Here is a 17,925-nt window from a genome sequence, read left to right as displayed (position 1 = left end):
ATAGTATATCTAAAATGTACAAAACTGTTTCAAAGAAACCTCCGTCAGTTGGCTTTGTTTCGGCAATAACAACTCTATAAATAAAAAATAGCGCAATACTTATCAAAAAATTGATTATCCAAAATTTAAATATTATTTTCTTCATTCTTTGTTATCAGCGTTTTATAATCCTTTAATTTATTAAATTCTCCCAACATTCATCTTCTATTTTAAAAAACCATGTCAGAAAAAGCAATTGAACACAATATAAAACAACCAGAAGCCTGTGAAAACATGACAGACATCCGCCAGGAAATAGACACTATAGATCAACAAATCATCTCCCTGATCGGCAAACGCTACCAATATGTACAAACAGCTTCTAAATTCAAAACCAGCGAAACATCTGTAAAAGCACCGGAAAGATTTGCTGCAATGCTTTTAGAAAGAAGGAAATGGGCGGAAATGCAAAGTCTTGATCCGGATGTTATTGAAAAATTATATACCGATCTGGTTCATCATTTCATTGCTGAAGAACTCAAACATTGGAAAGCAAAGGCTTAACCGAAAGTGTCTTGACATATGAAACCATCATGTGTAGCACATGATAGCTTCATAACCTTTAAACATATATATTGATGAAAATTAACTTCTTCGCTTGCATATTATTCTTGATTGGCAGTTTTAACGGCTTTGCACAAAATCAACATCACACAGCAGATTCACTACTGCGTCAAATGACCGATTCCATTACAAAACATCATTATGCAGGCATTCGCAGCCTGCTTATTGCAAAGAACAATCAAGTGGTCTATGAACAATATTTTGATGGCGTTGGCCCGGATTCTCTAAACGACTCCCGCTCATCCTTTAAGTCGGTTACCAGTTTGCTAATTGGAATCGCCATTGACAAAGGTTTTATTAAAGATGTGGATCAGAAAATCTATGCTTTTTTCCCGGAATATCCATTCTTAAAAACCGATCCTTCTAAAAAACTCATGACCATTAAAAACCTGCTAGAAATGAAATCAGGAGTCGATTGTGAGGAATTTAACGGAACTAAAGATTGTGAAGAGGAAATGAGTTTAAGCAAGGATTGGGTTAAATACGCATTAGCACTCCCAATGAAAAACAAGCCGGGTGAAGTATGGTCCTATACCTCTATCGATCCAATGATTTTAGGTGGTGTAATCTGCAAAGCTAGCCATATGTCTGTTCAGGATTTTGCAGATAAATATTTATTCAGGCCACTTGCGATTACTCGTTATAAATGGACTATAGATCCCAGTGGAAATGGGATGACTGCCGGATCATTCTTCATCAGATCCCTGGACATGATCAAAATTGGTCAGTTGGTTAAGGATAAAGGACTTTGGGGCGGCAAGCAGATCGTTTCAAAAAAATGGATCAACCAGTCTACCCGTTGTGACATTGCCATTCCAGACTTCTCCAATATGAAATCCAGCAGAAGTAAAGTTGCTACACCACAACCCACTTATTATGGTTTTTACTGGTACAGGGAAAAAATAAAAACGCAAGATTTAGAGGAAGATCTGCTCTTTGCATCAGGTAACGGCGGGCAATTTATTGTCATAGACCAACGGCTAAACCTCATTGTCGTTTTCACCCAAAAAAATTACGGATCTTATAAAGGAAAACAGGCTTTTGAAATCTTAGCCAAATACATCTTACCTAATTATAGTTCAGAGAACCCCTAAAACAAAGTTATCCGATGGTATCGCAACGGCCATTGAATACCTCTTTGAGGTTAAAGATGTATAACTAAACCTGGCCAGCTATATATTCTTTTAAAAGATATTCGAAAGTATATTTAGGCTGATAGTGTAACATATCTTTAGCTTTATCAGATCGATACACCCTATCTATACTTTCAGGTAGTTTCCAGTCATTGCGCTGATATAAAGCAATAGCTGCCGGGTAATATTTCGCAATCACAGCTGCCGCATTATGCTTTAGTTCAATCAAGTCTTTTTGATGAAATGGTGATCCGCTGGAAACATTAAAAACCTCAAATTGCCCAAAATTAAAATCCAAAGCTAATCTTAAAGCCTCGGCTCCATCCCGTTCATCAAGACCACGATAAAGCCGATGATTCAACATCAAATTATCTGGTTCCGGAAGAAAACGACCGACACGGTACACCGTCGCCTGCATATGCTCCTTTTCAAAAAACTCCCGGCACAATTCTTCACATGTCTGCTTAGTGATATCATAAATATCTCTTGGCTGTATTGCTAAATTTTCGTCTACCCAAACGGCTTGATGATCATTTACCAAAGACTTCCCGTAAATAGATGTAGTACTTGTGAACAAAAACTTGCCTACCCCATTAGCCACACATGCATCCAGAAGATTCAAAGTCCCATTGATATTCGTATTCACAAAATCTTCCCTCGCATACCTCAAATCCATATGCCTGCCATGCAAAGCTGCAGTATGTATAATTGCATCCATGCCTCGGGTAATTTCAAGCACCAGATCTTTATTCTTTACATCGGCAATAAGATCTGTTGTAGCACCATAGTCAAGATCTGCCCCAATAACCTCATGGCCAAAATCTCTTAATAGTCCAACCGTAATACGACCTAATTTGCCGGATGAGCCAGTCACTAATATTCTCATGTCTATGCAAATATCATCATAAATACCCGGACATATTTACTGAATTTTAATGTTATCCAACATTAAACAATTAAAATTCAATATTTCATTCATTTCCTTCAACGGATCATAATTTCCGCCAAATTGCGATCGATAAACATCAGCAAACACAAAAACATGCGCCTGCCCCACCTTCTTATATTTAAGGCAAAAAACAGAATTAATAATGGCCTTTTGTTTAGCCACATCATAATCAAGCTCATATCCAATCACACCGTCACGATCTTCTTTAAAAATCAATCGGCCTGGACGCTCCTTTTTCCAGGCAAGCAAGTCAAAGTTTGTCGGATCTGTAGATACCCAAATGGCCAGTTGCTTTAATCCATAATTCTTTTTGGGATGCACAATATCATACACCATAGCATTCCTAACAAATGTCCCAATTTTAATAGCACCAAACTGCTCAGTTTTAAGCTGACCTGTTCTCTTAAAATTAATATCCTTTGGAACCATTAAGGCAATCGTCTTTCCTTTATCATCTTCGATCACCAGACTTTTTTGCGGCAATTTCTGCGAAGGCTCCAGTAAAATCTGCGGACTTGAAGTCAATTGTAGCTTCAGTTCATTTATTTTTTTCGCAATGACTTCCTGCTCCAAAATCCGGTTAACTTTCTCATTCTGACCATAAACAGGCATTTTTAGCAAGATAAATAACAACAAAATATAATTTTTCATAGGTCGGTTAACTTGCGCTTCAAGATAGATGAAAGAATCAATATATTACATCATAAAAATTGGGAACGTTACCCGCCCTTGATTAAACAAATGGAAAAATTACTAAAATACATACACTCCCTAACCGAATTTTCCAACGAAAGTTGGACCCTGCTCCAACCTGCATTATCAAAAAAGCAATTTAGTAAAAATGAACACCTACTAGAAGAAGGAGCTGTCTGCCAATCCTTATTTTACATAGAGACAGGTTATTGCAAGAGCTATTATCTGCTTGATGGAACCATTAAAAACACAGGTTTTTTCTTTTAAAATGACATGGCTACAAACATCAACAGCTTTGGCAGCGGAGAAAAATCAAAATTTAACATCACCGCCTGTGAGCCACTGGAAGTTGTCATTTTTGACAAGCAGAAATTATTTGAAGCGGCCAAACAATCACCACAAATCGAGGCTTTAGGACGTAACTGCATACGTTTATTCGCTTCCAAGCAAGAAGAATTCTCCACCATATTTAAGCTGTATACCGCTCAGGAACGCTTAGCCTACTTAGAGGCTCATCATCCCGAAATGCTGCAAAGAGTTTCTCTTACACAACTGGCGCCATTTCTTGGAGTAGCTAGGGAAACCTTAAGCAGGATCAGGAAGAGAAGGACCCTTAAATAACTTTGTGACGATCGTCACAGGATAAACTCATACCCAATGCACAACTTTGTAAAGAATAAAATAAACTTTAAAAACAAGCTATGCAACAATTGAGAAAAATCGACGAACAAACCAACATTCTAACCTGGTTTGAAATTCCTGTAGCCAACATTAACAGGGCCAAAACCTTTTACGAAACCATTTTAGATATTAAAATGATTAAACGAATTGACGGAACCGATGAAAGCGTTTTCTTTCCTTACGATCCAAACGTGATCCAGGCTACTTCAGGAAGGGTAACAGGAGTTTTATCAAAATCAGAAAGAAATACTCCTTCTGCTAATGGCACAATAATTTACATAAATGCAAGCCCAAACCTACAAACAGTTATAAACAAAGTAGAACAAGCAGGCGGAAAAATCATCTCGCCAAAAATTCAGATTCCACCAGGATTTATAGCTACCATTATAGACAGCGAGGGCAACCGAATTGGATTACACGCAGAACAGTAATTCAATGCTGAGCCTTAACAATCATTTCAAAAGGAGCATGCACAAAGCCCGCTCCTTTTGAAATCACTATATTATCATTACAATTTCTCCCTAAGTATTTTTTCCATATCCTCATCCGAACCATGCTGTCCGTCAAAACGGCCAATAATCACTCCATCTGGTCCAACCAATATTTTAGTAGGCAGAGCACGTATGCCATACTGCTGACCGATATCCCTTGGATTGTCAATCCCTTTCAAGTACATTTCCCTGTTCAGTCCACGTAGCACCTGAGGCCAAAGTCCAGTTCCATCTTTCTCTATGGCGGCCAGCCAATTTTTTACATTTTTATCGTCATCCCCAACACCAATCATTACGAAATTTTTGTCTTTATATTTCTTATATAAATTAATCATGTGCGGCATGCTTGCCCTGCAAGGTACACACCAGGTTGCCCAGAAGTCAAGCAAAACGTATTTACCTTTGAAACTACCCAGCGATAAGTCTTTATCATCCTTGTCTTTTACCTGAAACGCATAGGCGACAGCACCGGGCAAACCTACTTCTCTGCTTTTGATCTCGGCAGCAAGGCGCTTGCCATCTGTACTTGCTTTTATTTCATCTGTATAGTTGTGATATAAAGCCTTTATAGAATCCAAACTGAAAACAGAAGTATAGTATTTAACGCGATCTGCTGTTACATAAGAATCTCCATGGTGTATAAAATAATCGTAATTGATGCTGGCCAGTTTCAGCTTATAAGGTAAAATTTTGATACCTAACTTATCCTCTTTTTCTGTAGTGGCTTCCCCATGTGCCTGCGCAGGGCTGGCCTTAGAAATGGAGTCAATAGTACGTTCAAGCGGCAGTGTTCTGTCTCTTAGCTCTTTCCACTCTTCCTGGGTTTTGGAGCCCTGAATTTGCACATATCCATTAGCTTCGGGCACTTTTGAAATGGTCATTTCTCCTGGCGTGAGGTAAGCCACGTTTCTTTTCAATTCAACATCCCTCCTGCCAATCAATTCCCCTTTATGTTTAAACAAAAGGAAAGAAAAAGTTGGCTGATCAATCAATCCGCTAATGGTAAAACTCCCGTTTGAAGCAGGTACAGTTTGCTGAATGATCTTTCCCTGAACATTGATATACTGAACTGAAACCGAGTCCAAGCTAGCATCAATAGTTTTTCCGATGAGCATAAACGAATGGTTTTCACGAACTTGAGCTATACTTTTTAGGGTAAAGAAAAGACCTGTGCTTAAAAGCAATATATAGTTGGCTTTCATAAAAGTTAAATTAATAATTTTGGGTGAGGTTAGGATTGTAATCCGTACCACTATGAGGAAAAGGAAAAATCCATAATGGCGATTCGGGTTTCAAACGGTACGTTACCCCATTTACCGTTCTGGTAATAGTTTGCTTATAGGCATCTTCAGTATTCCATCTTTTAATATTGAAATAATTTTTCATGGTATACAGGAATTCTACCCTGGATACTTTCATCAGATGTGCCATAGCCTGAGCCTCTGTACTGGCCGTAAGGTCTGTACTATTCACAATTCTTTTCTTTCTGAATGCATTGATGACATCCATAGCTCCTTGAATATTTTGTGTACGGGCAAGGCACTCTGCTTTGATCAGATAAGTATCACTAGTGGTAAGTCCTGCTGTATTTACAGCATAAGGCGTGGTTAAATAAAACAGCTTGGCTCCAGTTACCCCGGTTATGGAAAAAGCACCAGCCACAGAAGGGTAATAAGGTTTTACATAATCATTGATCACATCGCCCGGCTCATAATAACTCATCAGTTCCAGGCTTGGTCCATTAAGAAGTGGTGTACCTTTTTCTGCCGCATAAAATAAGTTATCTGGTGAAGTTACATTCGGTTTACCGAAAGGAACACTTCCCAGTGGTGCATAAAGCTTATTGTCAATAATGGTGCTATTGATGGCCAGACTGGCATTAGCTGCAGCCAAAGCGCCATTGTAATTACGCATAGCAAGAAGTACCTGCGCCTGAACACCGTAAGCAAATCCAAGTCCTACCCGCATATTGTTAATGGGTGTTGTAGGTAAGCTATTCAGGGCAAATCCTGCATTAATGTCTGCAACAATATTTGCATAGACTTCTCCAACCGTACTTTTTTTGTTCGGTATGTTCACCTCATTAATGTTATTTTCCTTCACATAAGGAATTCCACCATCGGTAGCTGCTGTAGCAGGATTATATGCCTTTGCATAAAAGTTGACAAGCAGGTAGTGAAAATAAGCCCTTAAAATATAAGCCTCTGCTTTGAGCTGGTTGGCCTTTGCTCTATCACCAGTAGCAGCATCTGCTTTAGCCAATACCACATTACAAACATTATTGATAATGAAATACATCTTTTCATATTTCGCATCAGTACTGGCAAGGTTGGCTCGGTCTATGGTTTCATCATAGACTGTCAGAGCATAGGGTAAGGTAATGGTATGTGTAGCAATCAGGTTAGTCACATTAGTTAATGGCGGGTAAATATCATTGACAAGCGTGCCCGCATCGCCCGCGTTGAATGCTGTACTTGCGGTTGTAGTGGCCGCTAAAGTATTCTGCGCAATATTACTATTAAGGCTATAATTAAAGTTCAGAATGAGATCCAGATCTGAAACTCTGCTAAGGATGTTGCTGCCTTTGGGGGTAATTTCTGTGAATTTGCTGCAGGCAGGTAAAAGGAACAACAGGCTTCCCAATAAGATACTGTTAAATAGGTTCTTTTTCATGTTCACTTTTTTAAAAATTAATATTAGCTCCAAATACATAAGAAGTTAAAGTTGGCGCACCTCCGGTTTCAGGATCTATTCCCACATCATTCTTCACCCAAATCGCTTTGGGATTATTAAGTTGAAAATGCACTTTTACACTCTTTGTCCCTATTTTCTCTGCCCATTGATGTGGCAGCTGATAACCCAGCACTACACTTCTAATCTTGATGAAATCACCAGCACGGACAAAAGCATCTGAATAGGGTAAGTGGTTGGCTGGTACAGCTGATGATCCCGGATAAACACTTGGGGCATACTGACCGAAACCAGGAATATTGGTATTGGTATTCGCTGGTGTCCAACTATTGAGTAAGTATGAAGGCATTGAAGCATAAGGCACCCCACTGTAAATATCCGGCACCAATGCCCTAAGGTATTGCCCGCCATAATATACGGCCAGTACATTAAGACTAAAACCTTTATAGAAAATCTCATTGGTCAGGGCGATATTATTTATCGGATCTGTTCCACCAGAATAGGCCACTGCACTAAGATCATTGTTGGTTAAGGCTACTGTGGTTAAAGTTCCGTCTGCTTTGAGCCATTGCGGCTGGCCAACACTGTTGAGTCCTTTATACTGAAAAGAATAGAGAGAGTTGACAGGATACCCTACTTTATAACCTCCTTGCACCAGGGCTATTGGAGATACAGAAACTTCATCTACGTAGGTAATCCTATTATTGTTGTGGCTGATAACCAACAAACTGGACCAGCCTATACCGTCCCTTTTATCTGGTTTTAACCATCTGTATTCCAGGCTCAGTTCAATACCTTTATTCACCAGGCTGGCATTGTTGATCACCTGGCTGGTAAAACCTTCCGAAGCATCGATCCTTTTACTGAAAAAAATATCTGTTCCTTTTTTACGATACCAGTCCAGTGCGCCATTTAATCTGTTATTGAACAAAGTGAAATCGAGTCCAAGATTAGTTGTTGCTGTTTTTTCCCATCTTAGCTCCGGATTGGCTGCACTGGTTACCACAGAGGCTGGTAAGTTTGTCGCTGCATTGGTCAAGGTTGAATTTGCTGTTAAAAGACTGGTTACGCCCAACGCTACATTTCCAGTTACCCCATAGGTTGCCCTTAATTTAGCGAAGTTAACCCAATCAAAAGCCGACATAAAAGCTTCGTTAGAAAGGTTCCAGCCTAAACCCGCAGACCATAGTGGACTGCCCCTGAATTTTTTATCTAAACCGAATACATCTGCGTAATCAATGCGGTAAGACCCAAAAGCATTATACTTATTATCATAGGTATAAGTAGCATTGGCATAGCCTGAATTGAAACGATGAGTCGTTTCAGGTAACACAGCAATTGGATTGTTCAAATAGGTATTATATAAGTTACTGGTACTGAAACCCGGCTTAAAGGCGGCAGAAAGATTATAAGCAAACAAGGCTGGATAACTAACGGAGGTCGTTGACTGTGATTGGAGCTGATCATCGTAGCCAAGCAATAGACCTCCCGTACCTTTTGTACGAGTTTGACGGAATTCTGTTCCTGCGATCACATCAATACTGTTTTTTCCGAATTGTTTCCGATAATTCAACTGCCCCCTGGCTGTCCAGGCGTCGCCGGTACTGTTAATTGTAGCCAGCTTTCCACCATTATCCGGCAGCAGAGAAGTATAACCTCCCGGAGCAGATGCAGAGGGCATGCTGTAAATACTTTTCAGATACCGCATTACATAACTCTCCGGTTCTGCATAAGAAGAAACATCTGTGATCATATTTTCGTATTGAAACTGCGGCGCAAAGGTTAAGCCCGGAAGGATCCTCGCCACTGCATTCACATAGTACCTGGTATTGGTTTGTTTGGTATTCCTGGAATCAAGTCCCAGTTCGTCGAGGTGGTTCGCCAACATACTGTACCGTGGAGAGCTGGCCGGATTGGTATTGTACATATTATAATCGGCCGTAGTATAATATGCCCTGCTACCGTCCCCATTCAACAGTTGCAAATATGGAGAGACATTAGTACCACTGGTCGCAAAACTACTGTTACTTGCCTTAGATCTGCCAATTACACCATTTACCCCGAAATTCACATCCAGCCATTTGCCAAAATTATAGGTACCCTTATAAAAAATATTGAGCTGGTTGTTGTAGGCATTAACGATCCCTGTATTATCAGTTTTATAATTAAGGACCAGGCTGGACTGGTATTTATTCCCATCGGTTCGGATGGCTAAATTATATTGTTGCAATATATCATTCAGGAGTGCATTATCCGTAAATTGTTTTCTAAAATCGTTTTGTTTGAACCCCGAGAGCTGACTTTCCAGCTGAGTCTGGCTGATTAGCCCCTTTGCCCGCTGGTAATAAGCGTACTGAACCGGCGTTATGGAGTTCCCGCTATTGATATCAGCTGCTGTTTTATTCAGGTTAGTTGTGGTAGCAGTTCCCGTGAGATACTGATAATTGAAGAAATTACTTTCCAAATCAACCTGTTGATCTGGTGTAAGCATCTGGAAACCAATATCTGGTTTTTGAGTAATGGTTATATCAGTTGAAAATTCTACAGAGGTACGTTTATTTTTTGCTCTTTTTGTAGTGATCACAATGACCCCATTCGCGGCTCTGATACCGTAAATAGCGGCAGCTGCAGCATCTTTCAGAACGGTAATACTTTCCACGTCATAAGGATTGATATCTGCTATGGACCCTTCAATAGGAAGGCCGTCCACCACAATCAGCTGGGCAGTTGAAGATTGGATCGTACTTACCCCCCTAATAGTAGTCGCACCCCTGTAATTGACCAGTCCCGGAATCCTTCCTTCCAGATTATTGATGATATTTGGCTGGTACCGTTTTTCGAGTTCCTCACTGTTTACAGTAACGGTAGCCCCAGTCATCTGCTCCTTCTTAATTTTCTGGAAACCAGTATTGATCGTCACTTCTTCCAATGCATTGTCTTTAGGCTTCAAATGAATGATCAAAGAAGTACGGCTATCTAAGCCAATCTCAACAGTTTCCATCCCCACACTTCTGAAAACTAAAATGTCATTGGCATTTTCCGCCTTAATGACAAATATTCCATTTTTATCCGTACTGGTTTTTCTATCGATGCCCTTGATACTAACAGTTACATCCGATAACGGCTGCCCGCGCTCATCCAATACCTTTCCACTAACACTGATGTCGGTAAAAGCAGAGACGATGCGATTTAAAATGGAAGGCTCCTTTACTGTAATCACGACCGTTTTTTCCCGGATATGATAATCCAGCGGCTGTTTGCTGAAAATGGATTGAAGTACTTCATCAATATCTGCATGGTTTACCTTGATATCTACAGGTTTGGCATTCTGCAGCATTTGCTCTGTAAATACAAAATCATAACCGCTTTGCAGCCTTAATTCTTTTAAAATAGATTTTAAAGGAGCGTTGGTTTTAGACAGACTAATTTTCTGTGCAAATCCAGCGGCGCTGACCTGCATTAGAGTAGCTATGAATATAACGGTGGTTAAGCGCATAATAAGCAGGATCTTATGGACATACCTCATGGGCACCCCCATTTCTTTGGTGCAAATTTTATACATTTGTTTAGTTTGGTTACACGGTATGCCTTTTGTTTTACAAGGACATGGCATAAGTGGGTTAGTTAATACATAAATTATTGATCAATGCCAGACAAATGATAGGTCCCGAGGGCAATCGGGGCCTGTCTTTTTTAAGGCATTACCGGTTGATTTGTAGCTATTTGGTCACGGTAATCCTCCTTCCTTCAATTTTAAAATGTACTTTACCTGTAAGTTCAAGAATGCTGAGTACTTTAGAAACCTGGTCAAACCTGGAAACTGAACCTCCAAATTTATCCTCCGGAATTTGCCCCTGATATACGACTTCTACATTATACCAGCGCTCTATCATTCTCATAATATTTTCTATGCGTTCCTGATCAAACATAAACTTATTGTTCTTCCAGGCCATGGCCAATTCAGTATCTGCCTTCATCACGTTTAGGGTGGTTCCCAAAAGAACAGCCTGTTCCCCTGGCTTGAGTTCTGTACGGCCATTAATCAGGACCTTTCCTTCCATTAAAGTGGTCTTTACAGCAGTTTCATTGGTATAACTATTGATATTAAAGTGGGTACCAAGCACTTTTACTTCCTGCTGAAGTGATTTTACGATGAATGGTTTTTCTTTATTTTTCGAAACCTCGAAATAAGCCTCTCCGCTGAGTTCTACTCTCCGTTCTTTACTTCCGTTAAATGAAACCGGATAAGTTATCGCTGATGCGGCATTTAGCCAGACTTGAGTACCATCAGGTAAACGAACCTGCCACTGACCACCCCTTGGGGTACTAATGGTATTTAATTTTGAACGATCGGTTGGATTGGCAGATCCGGAAATCGTATAGATCAATTGCCCATCGGCGGTTTTTGAAATCATAATCCCATTAAGGTTACTAACTTTTCCATTAGCAGCATCAGTTAATGAAATTTTAGAACCATCTGATAAGGTAAGGATCGCTTTATTGCTTCCGGCAGCAATATCGTTGGCATAAACCGGCATTTCGATATTTTCTTTAGCAGAATGTTCGGTAAATAAATATATACTGAAAGCACACACGATCAATATAGCAGCAGCCACTGCAACACGTGGCCATAATTGTAATGGTTTTCTTTTACCGATCTCGACCAACAGACTTTCTATACTCTGGTCCTGATCTTCGATAAGCTCACTGGCAGAGAAATTGTTTCCCTCCTTTTTGTAGATTAAATACCAGGTTTCCAGTAAGGCCTTCTCCTCTTCTGTAGCTAACCCGGCATTGTATTTTTCAAAAATTTCTTCGGCTTCGTTTTGTGGCATAATTGGTGGAGCTTTTAATCCTAATTACGCTATAGACAACTCAGCAAAGCCGAGGGAGTAGGTGAACTAAAAATAATTATAGAAAAAAGTTATAAAAGTAGGAACCCAATTTGGCTCGTAGGATTTTCAAGGAGTTGCTGACCTGTTTTTTTACAGTCAGAGGACTAATATTTAATTTTTCTGCAATTTCCTGATGACTTAAATGTGCATTCCTGCTCAGTTCAAAAACCTGTCTCATCTGTGCCGGCAAAGCGGCTATTTCCTGTTCAATCAAAACCTCCAGTTCTTTGACCCGGAGTATTTCATCTGCAATGGGTTCGGCTTGTAACAGAAATTCCTGAAAAGAGCTGATGTAATCAGACCTAATCTTTTTATGTTTATACACATTTAGGATTCTATTGCGCACTGATGTATACAAATAACCCGAAAGGTATCCCGTAAAGTTTTGAGCCCTGTTGTTCCAAAGGGAAATGAATAGTTCCTGTAAAATATCCTTTATTTCTTCCCTAACAGGCAGCCTTTTGTATGCATGTGCGTATAAAAGGCCATAATAACGGCTATGGATCTCAGTAAACGCCACAGTATCTCCACCTCGTAAAAGAATAACAAGTTGCTGATCGGTATATTTACGATATAAAGCCATTTAATTGTGCGCCAAGATGCAATTTACAGAAATTTATGCGCAATTTAAAGCTTCGGATAGCCGCTTCCCCAAGCACCCTGCTGCGAAATGTTCACTGCAGGTTCTTATTTCCTACCTTTATGGAATAAATAAATAACAGACTATGTCAAGCTTTACCATTGAAGAACTTCTAGAAGCAAAAAATTCTATTGACTCTACACGGAGCAAATGTGAGAAAGCAATTCTCAAATTAAAAGAAAATTCTTCGCAGCACACATTGATGGTTCGTAGAATTAAAGCCTTACGCATCGCCTTACAATTAATAGAACGCGAGTTACAATAAAAAAGAATTTAAAGAAAGAAATTTCAAATACCTAGGCATTATCATTTTCGGCAGTACGGTCAATAAAAGTCTCTTCACCAACATTTAATACCTGCTCTTCGTAAATTATGAGCGATGTCTTTTCTATCATAAATTACCTAGGCTTTCCATTGCAACTAGACTTATACCTTTTCGAAGTACTGTCCTTTCAATTGATACTTTATTTTGCTTGTCGTAACTCTTCCGTCTGCATTAATCAACGGAATAAGTATAGTCTTATTTGTCCGGTCATACATCAATTTTATATAATCCATAGGTTCAACCCCATCCTTTCTATCCCTATTCGAAGAGCTGGAAAGATCAACTTCATAACCAAGCGTATTCTTAATCCCACTTTTAGTTTTAATCAGCCTGGCATTTGGATTTAACCTTCCATTTTCAATAGAGAATACCTTTGCCTGATAATAGTATAGAGCACTGCTCCCCACACTGATGCTACTGCTCAGGTAATATCGTTTACCACCAACTGTAAGATCATTAATTTCAAAATAACTACATCCATTATCTCCTTCAGTCACAGGATTCATCATTGAATACACTTTCCCGCCAACACTATATTGATAAACATTTCTAAAATATTGCATAGTTCCGCCTTCCAGCGTATTCCAAGTATAGATTCTAAAAAGGCCATCACCAGAAGTAACGATATCCACTCCAACCTTTGTTTTATCAAATTGATGATGTAAAGTATTAGGATTCTTAGCTGTGAAATTCAAAATCAGCTCTTCCAATTCTTTATTATACCTGGCAAGCGAATCATATGACTTTTCGTCTTGACTATGGCTCCAATTCGCCCGTTGCTGTGATAACTGGTTTAACTTGCTCTCCAACAATTTCAGATCCTGACCATAAACAGATATTTTCAGCAGGATAAATAATAACAAAATATAATTTTTCATAGGTCAGCTAATTTATACGATGGTAATACGATTATCTAATAATTCCCATGCTATTTCTATAGCCATTTGATAAATATAATAAAGTCTGTCAATTTTATAGAATGTGAATTCGAAATTTAACACCTGGTAATGAAATAAAGCAGCGGCACCTACAATTAGGTAGTATTTCCTTTTTCCTACCTTTGCACCACAATGAAAAATGACATTACTTCTGATCATACAAAAAACAACACCCTTTTCTTAGTTTATTTAGCCGGACTTAGCATCATCGGTTTCCTGGCCACGGATATGTATCTGCCAGCATTTGATAAAATGCGTATCGCTTTAAATACCACAAAAAGTAATATCGGCGCTACAATGAGTCTATTTCTAGCCGGATATGCCATTGCACAGTTATTATGGGGGCCAATTTCCGATAAAATCGGCAAACCCAAAACAGTACTTATCGGATTGAGCATTTTTACAGCTGCATCATTAGGAATATACTTTACGCAAAGCGTAACTGTCTTATTGCTCTTAAGACTTGTACAAGCCATAGGCGTTTGTGCTTCTGCTGTATGTTGGCAGGCATTGGTTGTAGAAAGATATCCAAAAGAAGAAACAAACAGAATATTCGCCACCATTATGCCTCTTGTAGCACTTTCACCCGCACTGGCACCCGTAGCAGGAGCCTTCCTGCTCGATTATTTTGGATGGCGATCTATATTTATAGCATTAGCCCTAATCACAGTATTACTTATTTTATACACCTTAACTATCAAAGAAGAAAAAACAAGTGATACCAAAAATGATAAGCTGAGCAATCCAACATCAGAAAAAACCTATACATCACTTTTAAAATCAAAAAAATACATCGGCAACGTATTAATCTATGCACTTTGTTCTGCTGCTTTTTTCGCCTGGCTTACAGGTTCACCTTTCTTTTTAAAAGAACTCGGATACAATGAAAATCAAATCGGATTAAGTTTTTTTCCACAAACAATTGCATTTTTGATTGGTGGATATGGATACCGGAGCTTAGGAAGTAAGGTAGAAACCAAAAAATTACTCCCAATATTACTTCTCGCCTACTCCATCAGTATGGTATCGCTTTACTTAATTACCATTTTAATTACGCCTACATTAACTATTCTGTTGATTCCATTTTGTTTAATGGCCTTGGTCAATGGTGCATGTTACCCTATAGTTGTAGCAGAAGCAATGAAGACGTTTCCTAATAACTCTGGAAAAGCTGCAGCACTACAGAATACCATTCAGTTGGGAATTTGTTTTTTGGCCAGCGCTATTGTTTCCCTGTTTTCAAAAGAGGCTTTGTTAACGACCACGATTGTAATGATCTGTACAATTCCCTTTGTTTATGTAGGATATCGTTTAAGCTTAAAGAAATAATGAATGATCTTATTGTTTCTGTAAACAAAAAATTACGCAAATAAACATACTGATAATCAACACTTTTAATCACCACAATCAACACTGCAGACCCTTATACATTTTAGAAAAAATAAAGGGCACTATTATTGAATTCGCTTCAATACACACAAATAAACAATTATGAAAAAAGTAATTTTAATCTGCATTGCAGTCATAGCCTTAGGCTGCAAGAGCATGTCGTATCAAGAATCATCAATTAAAATTGGTATGTCAGAAAATGAATTCAAACAAGCGAACCACTCTGCCGAATTGATGTCGGTCGATCAAAATGGGATAAATATTTATCGCGTTACCTCTAAAGCAATGATCCCCAAAAACGAACCATATTCATTCTATTATTTCTACGAGGGTAAATTGACCCGTTTTATAAAATCTGATCGTATAGACGATTATAAGTTTATCATGTAAATAACACCAAAGCAGCCTCTCCTGTAGGGACGAGGTTGCTTTGGTGTATACATAAGTCTGTTAACAGATCAGTGGAGCCATTCTTCTGCTGCCTTAAGTATTAAATCTGCATCAGAGTCAGACTTGACCATAACATCAGGGATGATTCTTTCCCAATATATTTTCTTATTGGTATCACTTACAAATCCGGTAGCCAGCAATAAAGTAGCTCCATCAGAGAGCCAGAACATCGAGTTTGAAGTCACATATCCACCACTTGGCTCGCCAAACAATCTGGTATTATGTGCTCCGATAAAAGAAATTGCTGCCATCTCCCCACTACTGCAGGTTCGGTTACCAATCAAAACCGCTATCTTATTTTTGTTGTCTTTTAATTTGTAGTAAGAGTTTACCCTAACATTTGTACCTTTTTCTGTCCCTTCCCGGCCCTCCTTGTAATACCACCGCTGGCGCTTTTCCCGATTTCTGTCTCTGCTGATAAAATAGCCTAAATCGCCTTCTCTGAGCAAAGGACCCAGGCCAGCAATCATAGGATGCATATTACCTCCTGTATTTGTTCTTAAATCTACAATCCATCCCTTAATATCGTTTTCTTGATCAAGTTTTTTGATTTGATTCTGGATCGCTGTCGCAAATTCTAAGATCGATGGGTAATGTGCAGATGAAAAGCCTGGTACCATGATATAGCCAATACCATTTTCCAGCAATTTTGATATCGGCTTTTCCGGACTTGCCCCCGTAGCACTGACTTGAGTTTGAATTTTGTTCTGAATAAAGGAGTGGTTATCCCCAACTTTTCTAAGTTCTCTTATCACATAGTCTGTCAGCACACGTGTATCACTTACGGTTTGAAGTCCATTCGAAAGTGCCGCAATATCTCTATTGATTCTTTTCCAATCCAATGAGTCTTTGTAAATGGAGTTCTTCTTAATAACTCCATTGAATTCATCTATATATTTTACAACCTCAGCAGAAGGCGGCATGTTCATGACCTGCACCTCTTCAAGCCGAAAATCATCGAACCAGACCAATCCCTTCCCCATAAGGAATCCACCCACAACTATTTTTTTTGCTCCTTCAAGTACGGTTATGGGCAGTGTATATTTTTTCCAGTCAGTTGTTCCATGAATCACTATATTCTGTGTATCAAAACTTTCAAACCCTATCACTTTATCTTTCTCATCCCACACCTGACACCAAACACCAATTTTTGCCATCACATCAGCCGTTTTTATATGGCAAGAGATTAATTTCCTCTGTACCCTGCTTCCCTCCACTGCGATCTCTTGCGAAAAAGACTGAAACTGTCCGGCATCAATTTTATCAGCAGATACCTTTAATGAAAAATTTCCTTCAAATTTTATTTTATCATCAAGATTTATCTTAAATCCAGGTTTTCCTTTAAAGAACCAACCGGGCAGTGAATCAGGATATGAGGTATTTATAGATTCAAAGCCTGCATTTTTCATCTGGCTATATCCTAAAAAACCAGTCAGTATAAATAAAGAAAGAAGTACAATTTTAGACATAGATAAGCGCTTGACTTGAGTATTTTAATATCTAAGATAACGCAATTATTTTTTCAATCAAATGCAACAGTATTTGCTTTCGCAATATGTAAAGAATACAACTGTAGTAGCCTTATATACTTCAAAAAAAATGTCCTGGCTATAAAAAACCAGGACATTTCTAATTTAATCGTTCTTAACAGAATGACTATTGATAATTATAGTTGTTCCAGTGGTGAGCATTGGTTAACATCCAACTGGGCGGGTGGTTCCAGTCAGACCATCAACTATATCAGGCCTTACTTTAATATGAACTGCGTTATATCAATTTGGGGTCTGCATGGGGTCTTGTTGGGATAAAGTTTACCCTTCCCCCAACAATACCCCACTCAGATATGCCCCAGATGCTATTCACTCCGGTAGAAGTCTATTAAATAACCTAAATGGAATAGTTATTGATTCCTCATTCCGGATACATCATGTTATAATATTCCTTAATGGTAATGACTTTAAGATCTGTACTATTCTCCATCCGTGTTCCTCTTTTTACAACAATAAAATCGGTGGTAAAAAAAATTTTGTCATTCTTATCATTCGAG

General features: G+C 38.8%; 15 protein-coding genes. 6 read left to right on the top strand and 9 right to left on the bottom strand.

The window, feature by feature from the left end:
* The first annotated feature begins 219 nt into the window (after nt 1-219).
* Together DBR11_RS12690 and DBR11_RS12685 are read left to right on the top strand one after the other, a co-directional pair.
* Nucleotides 220-543 (top strand): isochorismate lyase, encoded by a 324-nt coding sequence (locus DBR11_RS12690; RefSeq protein WP_108553038.1) that lies wholly within the window; start codon nt 220-222, stop codon nt 541-543.
* A 74-nt stretch (nt 544-617) separates the two neighbouring features.
* Nucleotides 618-1,697: a serine hydrolase gene (locus tag DBR11_RS12685; RefSeq protein WP_108553037.1), complete on the top strand. Its 1,080-nt coding sequence runs from the start codon at nt 618-620 to the stop codon at nt 1,695-1,697.
* 64 nt (nt 1,698-1,761) lie between these two features.
* On the opposite strand, the gene DBR11_RS12680 is transcribed toward DBR11_RS12685, so the two are convergent.
* Nucleotides 1,762-2,622, bottom strand: coding sequence for an NAD(P)-dependent oxidoreductase (locus DBR11_RS12680; protein WP_108553036.1), 861 nt, complete (start codon nt 2,620-2,622; stop codon nt 1,762-1,764).
* 36 nt (nt 2,623-2,658) lie between these two features.
* Nucleotides 2,659-3,336, bottom strand: coding sequence for a hypothetical protein (locus DBR11_RS12675; protein WP_146186523.1), 678 nt, complete (start codon nt 3,334-3,336; stop codon nt 2,659-2,661).
* Between the two features lie 315 nt (nt 3,337-3,651).
* Between DBR11_RS12675 and DBR11_RS29890 the strand changes: the two genes are divergently transcribed.
* Both DBR11_RS29890 and DBR11_RS12665 read left to right on the top strand, forming a co-directional pair.
* Nucleotides 3,652-3,999 (top strand): Crp/Fnr family transcriptional regulator, encoded by a 348-nt coding sequence (locus tag DBR11_RS29890; protein ID WP_199233831.1) that lies wholly within the window; start codon nt 3,652-3,654, stop codon nt 3,997-3,999.
* An 80-nt stretch (nt 4,000-4,079) separates the two neighbouring features.
* Entirely contained in the window at nt 4,080-4,490 is a 411-nt protein-coding gene (locus DBR11_RS12665; RefSeq protein ID WP_108553034.1) for a VOC family protein, read from the top strand.
* Nucleotides 4,491-4,567: 77 nt separating this feature from the next.
* On the opposite strand, the gene DBR11_RS12660 is transcribed toward DBR11_RS12665, so the two are convergent.
* The 6 genes from DBR11_RS12660 to DBR11_RS12630 form a co-directional block, all read right to left on the bottom strand.
* Complete coding sequence (locus DBR11_RS12660) at nt 4,568-5,752, bottom strand: TlpA disulfide reductase family protein (protein WP_108553033.1); 1,185 nt, start codon at nt 5,750-5,752, stop codon at nt 4,568-4,570.
* A 10-nt stretch (nt 5,753-5,762) separates the two neighbouring features.
* Nucleotides 5,763-7,223: a RagB/SusD family nutrient uptake outer membrane protein gene (locus tag DBR11_RS12655; protein ID WP_158275282.1), complete on the bottom strand. Its 1,461-nt coding sequence runs from the start codon at nt 7,221-7,223 to the stop codon at nt 5,763-5,765.
* Nucleotides 7,224-7,233: 10 nt separating this feature from the next.
* The gene (locus DBR11_RS12650) at nt 7,234-10,803 is read right to left on the bottom strand and encodes a SusC/RagA family TonB-linked outer membrane protein (protein ID WP_158275281.1); all 3,570 of its coding nucleotides are present in this window, start codon (nt 10,801-10,803) and stop codon (nt 7,234-7,236) included.
* Nucleotides 10,804-10,960: 157 nt separating this feature from the next.
* The gene (locus DBR11_RS12645) at nt 10,961-12,076 is read right to left on the bottom strand and encodes a FecR family protein (RefSeq protein WP_108553030.1); all 1,116 of its coding nucleotides are present in this window, start codon (nt 12,074-12,076) and stop codon (nt 10,961-10,963) included.
* 76 nt (nt 12,077-12,152) lie between these two features.
* Complete coding sequence (locus tag DBR11_RS12640; protein WP_108553029.1) at nt 12,153-12,719, bottom strand: RNA polymerase sigma factor; 567 nt, start codon at nt 12,717-12,719, stop codon at nt 12,153-12,155.
* A 483-nt stretch (nt 12,720-13,202) separates the two neighbouring features.
* Complete coding sequence (locus DBR11_RS12630) at nt 13,203-13,979, bottom strand: hypothetical protein (RefSeq protein WP_108553027.1); 777 nt, start codon at nt 13,977-13,979, stop codon at nt 13,203-13,205.
* Nucleotides 13,980-14,171: 192 nt separating this feature from the next.
* Between DBR11_RS12630 and punC the strand changes: the two genes are divergently transcribed.
* Nucleotides 14,172-15,368, top strand: coding sequence for a purine nucleoside transporter PunC (gene punC, locus DBR11_RS12620; protein WP_108553025.1), 1,197 nt, complete (start codon nt 14,172-14,174; stop codon nt 15,366-15,368).
* Between the two features lie 249 nt (nt 15,369-15,617).
* Entirely contained in the window at nt 15,618-15,818 is a 201-nt protein-coding gene (locus DBR11_RS12615; protein WP_146186522.1) for a hypothetical protein, read from the top strand.
* A 68-nt stretch (nt 15,819-15,886) separates the two neighbouring features.
* On the opposite strand, the gene DBR11_RS12610 is transcribed toward DBR11_RS12615, so the two are convergent.
* A complete protein-coding gene (locus tag DBR11_RS12610) occupies nt 15,887-17,347 on the bottom strand; it encodes a S41 family peptidase (protein WP_108553023.1) in 1,461 nt (486 codons plus the stop codon).
* Between the last annotated feature and the right edge of the window lie 578 nt (nt 17,348-17,925).

The sequence above is a fragment of the Pedobacter sp. HMWF019 genome (assembly GCF_003061025.1).
Lineage (GTDB): Bacteria > Bacteroidota > Bacteroidia > Sphingobacteriales > Sphingobacteriaceae > Pedobacter.
This window is presented reverse-complemented; position numbering and strand designations above follow the sequence as displayed.

Bases quoted from the DNA above. Each gene is read 5' to 3' on its own strand.
- DBR11_RS12650 (WP_158275281.1), bottom strand. From the start codon at position 10,803: ATGTATAAAATTTGCACCAAAGAAATGGGGGTGCCCATGAGGTATGTC.
- DBR11_RS12615 (WP_146186522.1), top strand. From the start codon at position 15,618: ATGTCAGAAAATGAATTCAAACAAGCGAACCACTCTGCCGAATTGATG.
- DBR11_RS12685 (WP_108553037.1), top strand. From the start codon at position 618: ATGAAAATTAACTTCTTCGCTTGCATATTATTCTTGATTGGCAGTTTT.
- DBR11_RS12610 (WP_108553023.1), bottom strand. From the start codon at position 17,347: ATGTCTAAAATTGTACTTCTTTCTTTATTTATACTGACTGGTTTTTTA.
- DBR11_RS12680 (WP_108553036.1), bottom strand. From the start codon at position 2,622: ATGAGAATATTAGTGACTGGCTCATCCGGCAAATTAGGTCGTATTACG.
- DBR11_RS12690 (WP_108553038.1), top strand. From the start codon at position 220: ATGTCAGAAAAAGCAATTGAACACAATATAAAACAACCAGAAGCCTGT.
- DBR11_RS12665 (WP_108553034.1), top strand. From the start codon at position 4,080: ATGCAACAATTGAGAAAAATCGACGAACAAACCAACATTCTAACCTGG.
- DBR11_RS12630 (WP_108553027.1), bottom strand. From the start codon at position 13,979: ATGAAAAATTATATTTTGTTATTATTTATCCTGCTGAAAATATCTGTT.
- DBR11_RS12645 (WP_108553030.1), bottom strand. From the start codon at position 12,076: ATGCCACAAAACGAAGCCGAAGAAATTTTTGAAAAATACAATGCCGGG.
- DBR11_RS12640 (WP_108553029.1), bottom strand. From the start codon at position 12,719: ATGGCTTTATATCGTAAATATACCGATCAGCAACTTGTTATTCTTTTA.
- DBR11_RS29890 (WP_199233831.1), top strand. From the start codon at position 3,652: ATGGCTACAAACATCAACAGCTTTGGCAGCGGAGAAAAATCAAAATTT.
- DBR11_RS12675 (WP_146186523.1), bottom strand. From the start codon at position 3,336: ATGAAAAATTATATTTTGTTGTTATTTATCTTGCTAAAAATGCCTGTT.
- punC (WP_108553025.1), top strand. From the start codon at position 14,172: ATGAAAAATGACATTACTTCTGATCATACAAAAAACAACACCCTTTTC.
- DBR11_RS12655 (WP_158275282.1), bottom strand. From the start codon at position 7,223: ATGAAAAAGAACCTATTTAACAGTATCTTATTGGGAAGCCTGTTGTTC.
- DBR11_RS12660 (WP_108553033.1), bottom strand. From the start codon at position 5,752: ATGAAAGCCAACTATATATTGCTTTTAAGCACAGGTCTTTTCTTTACC.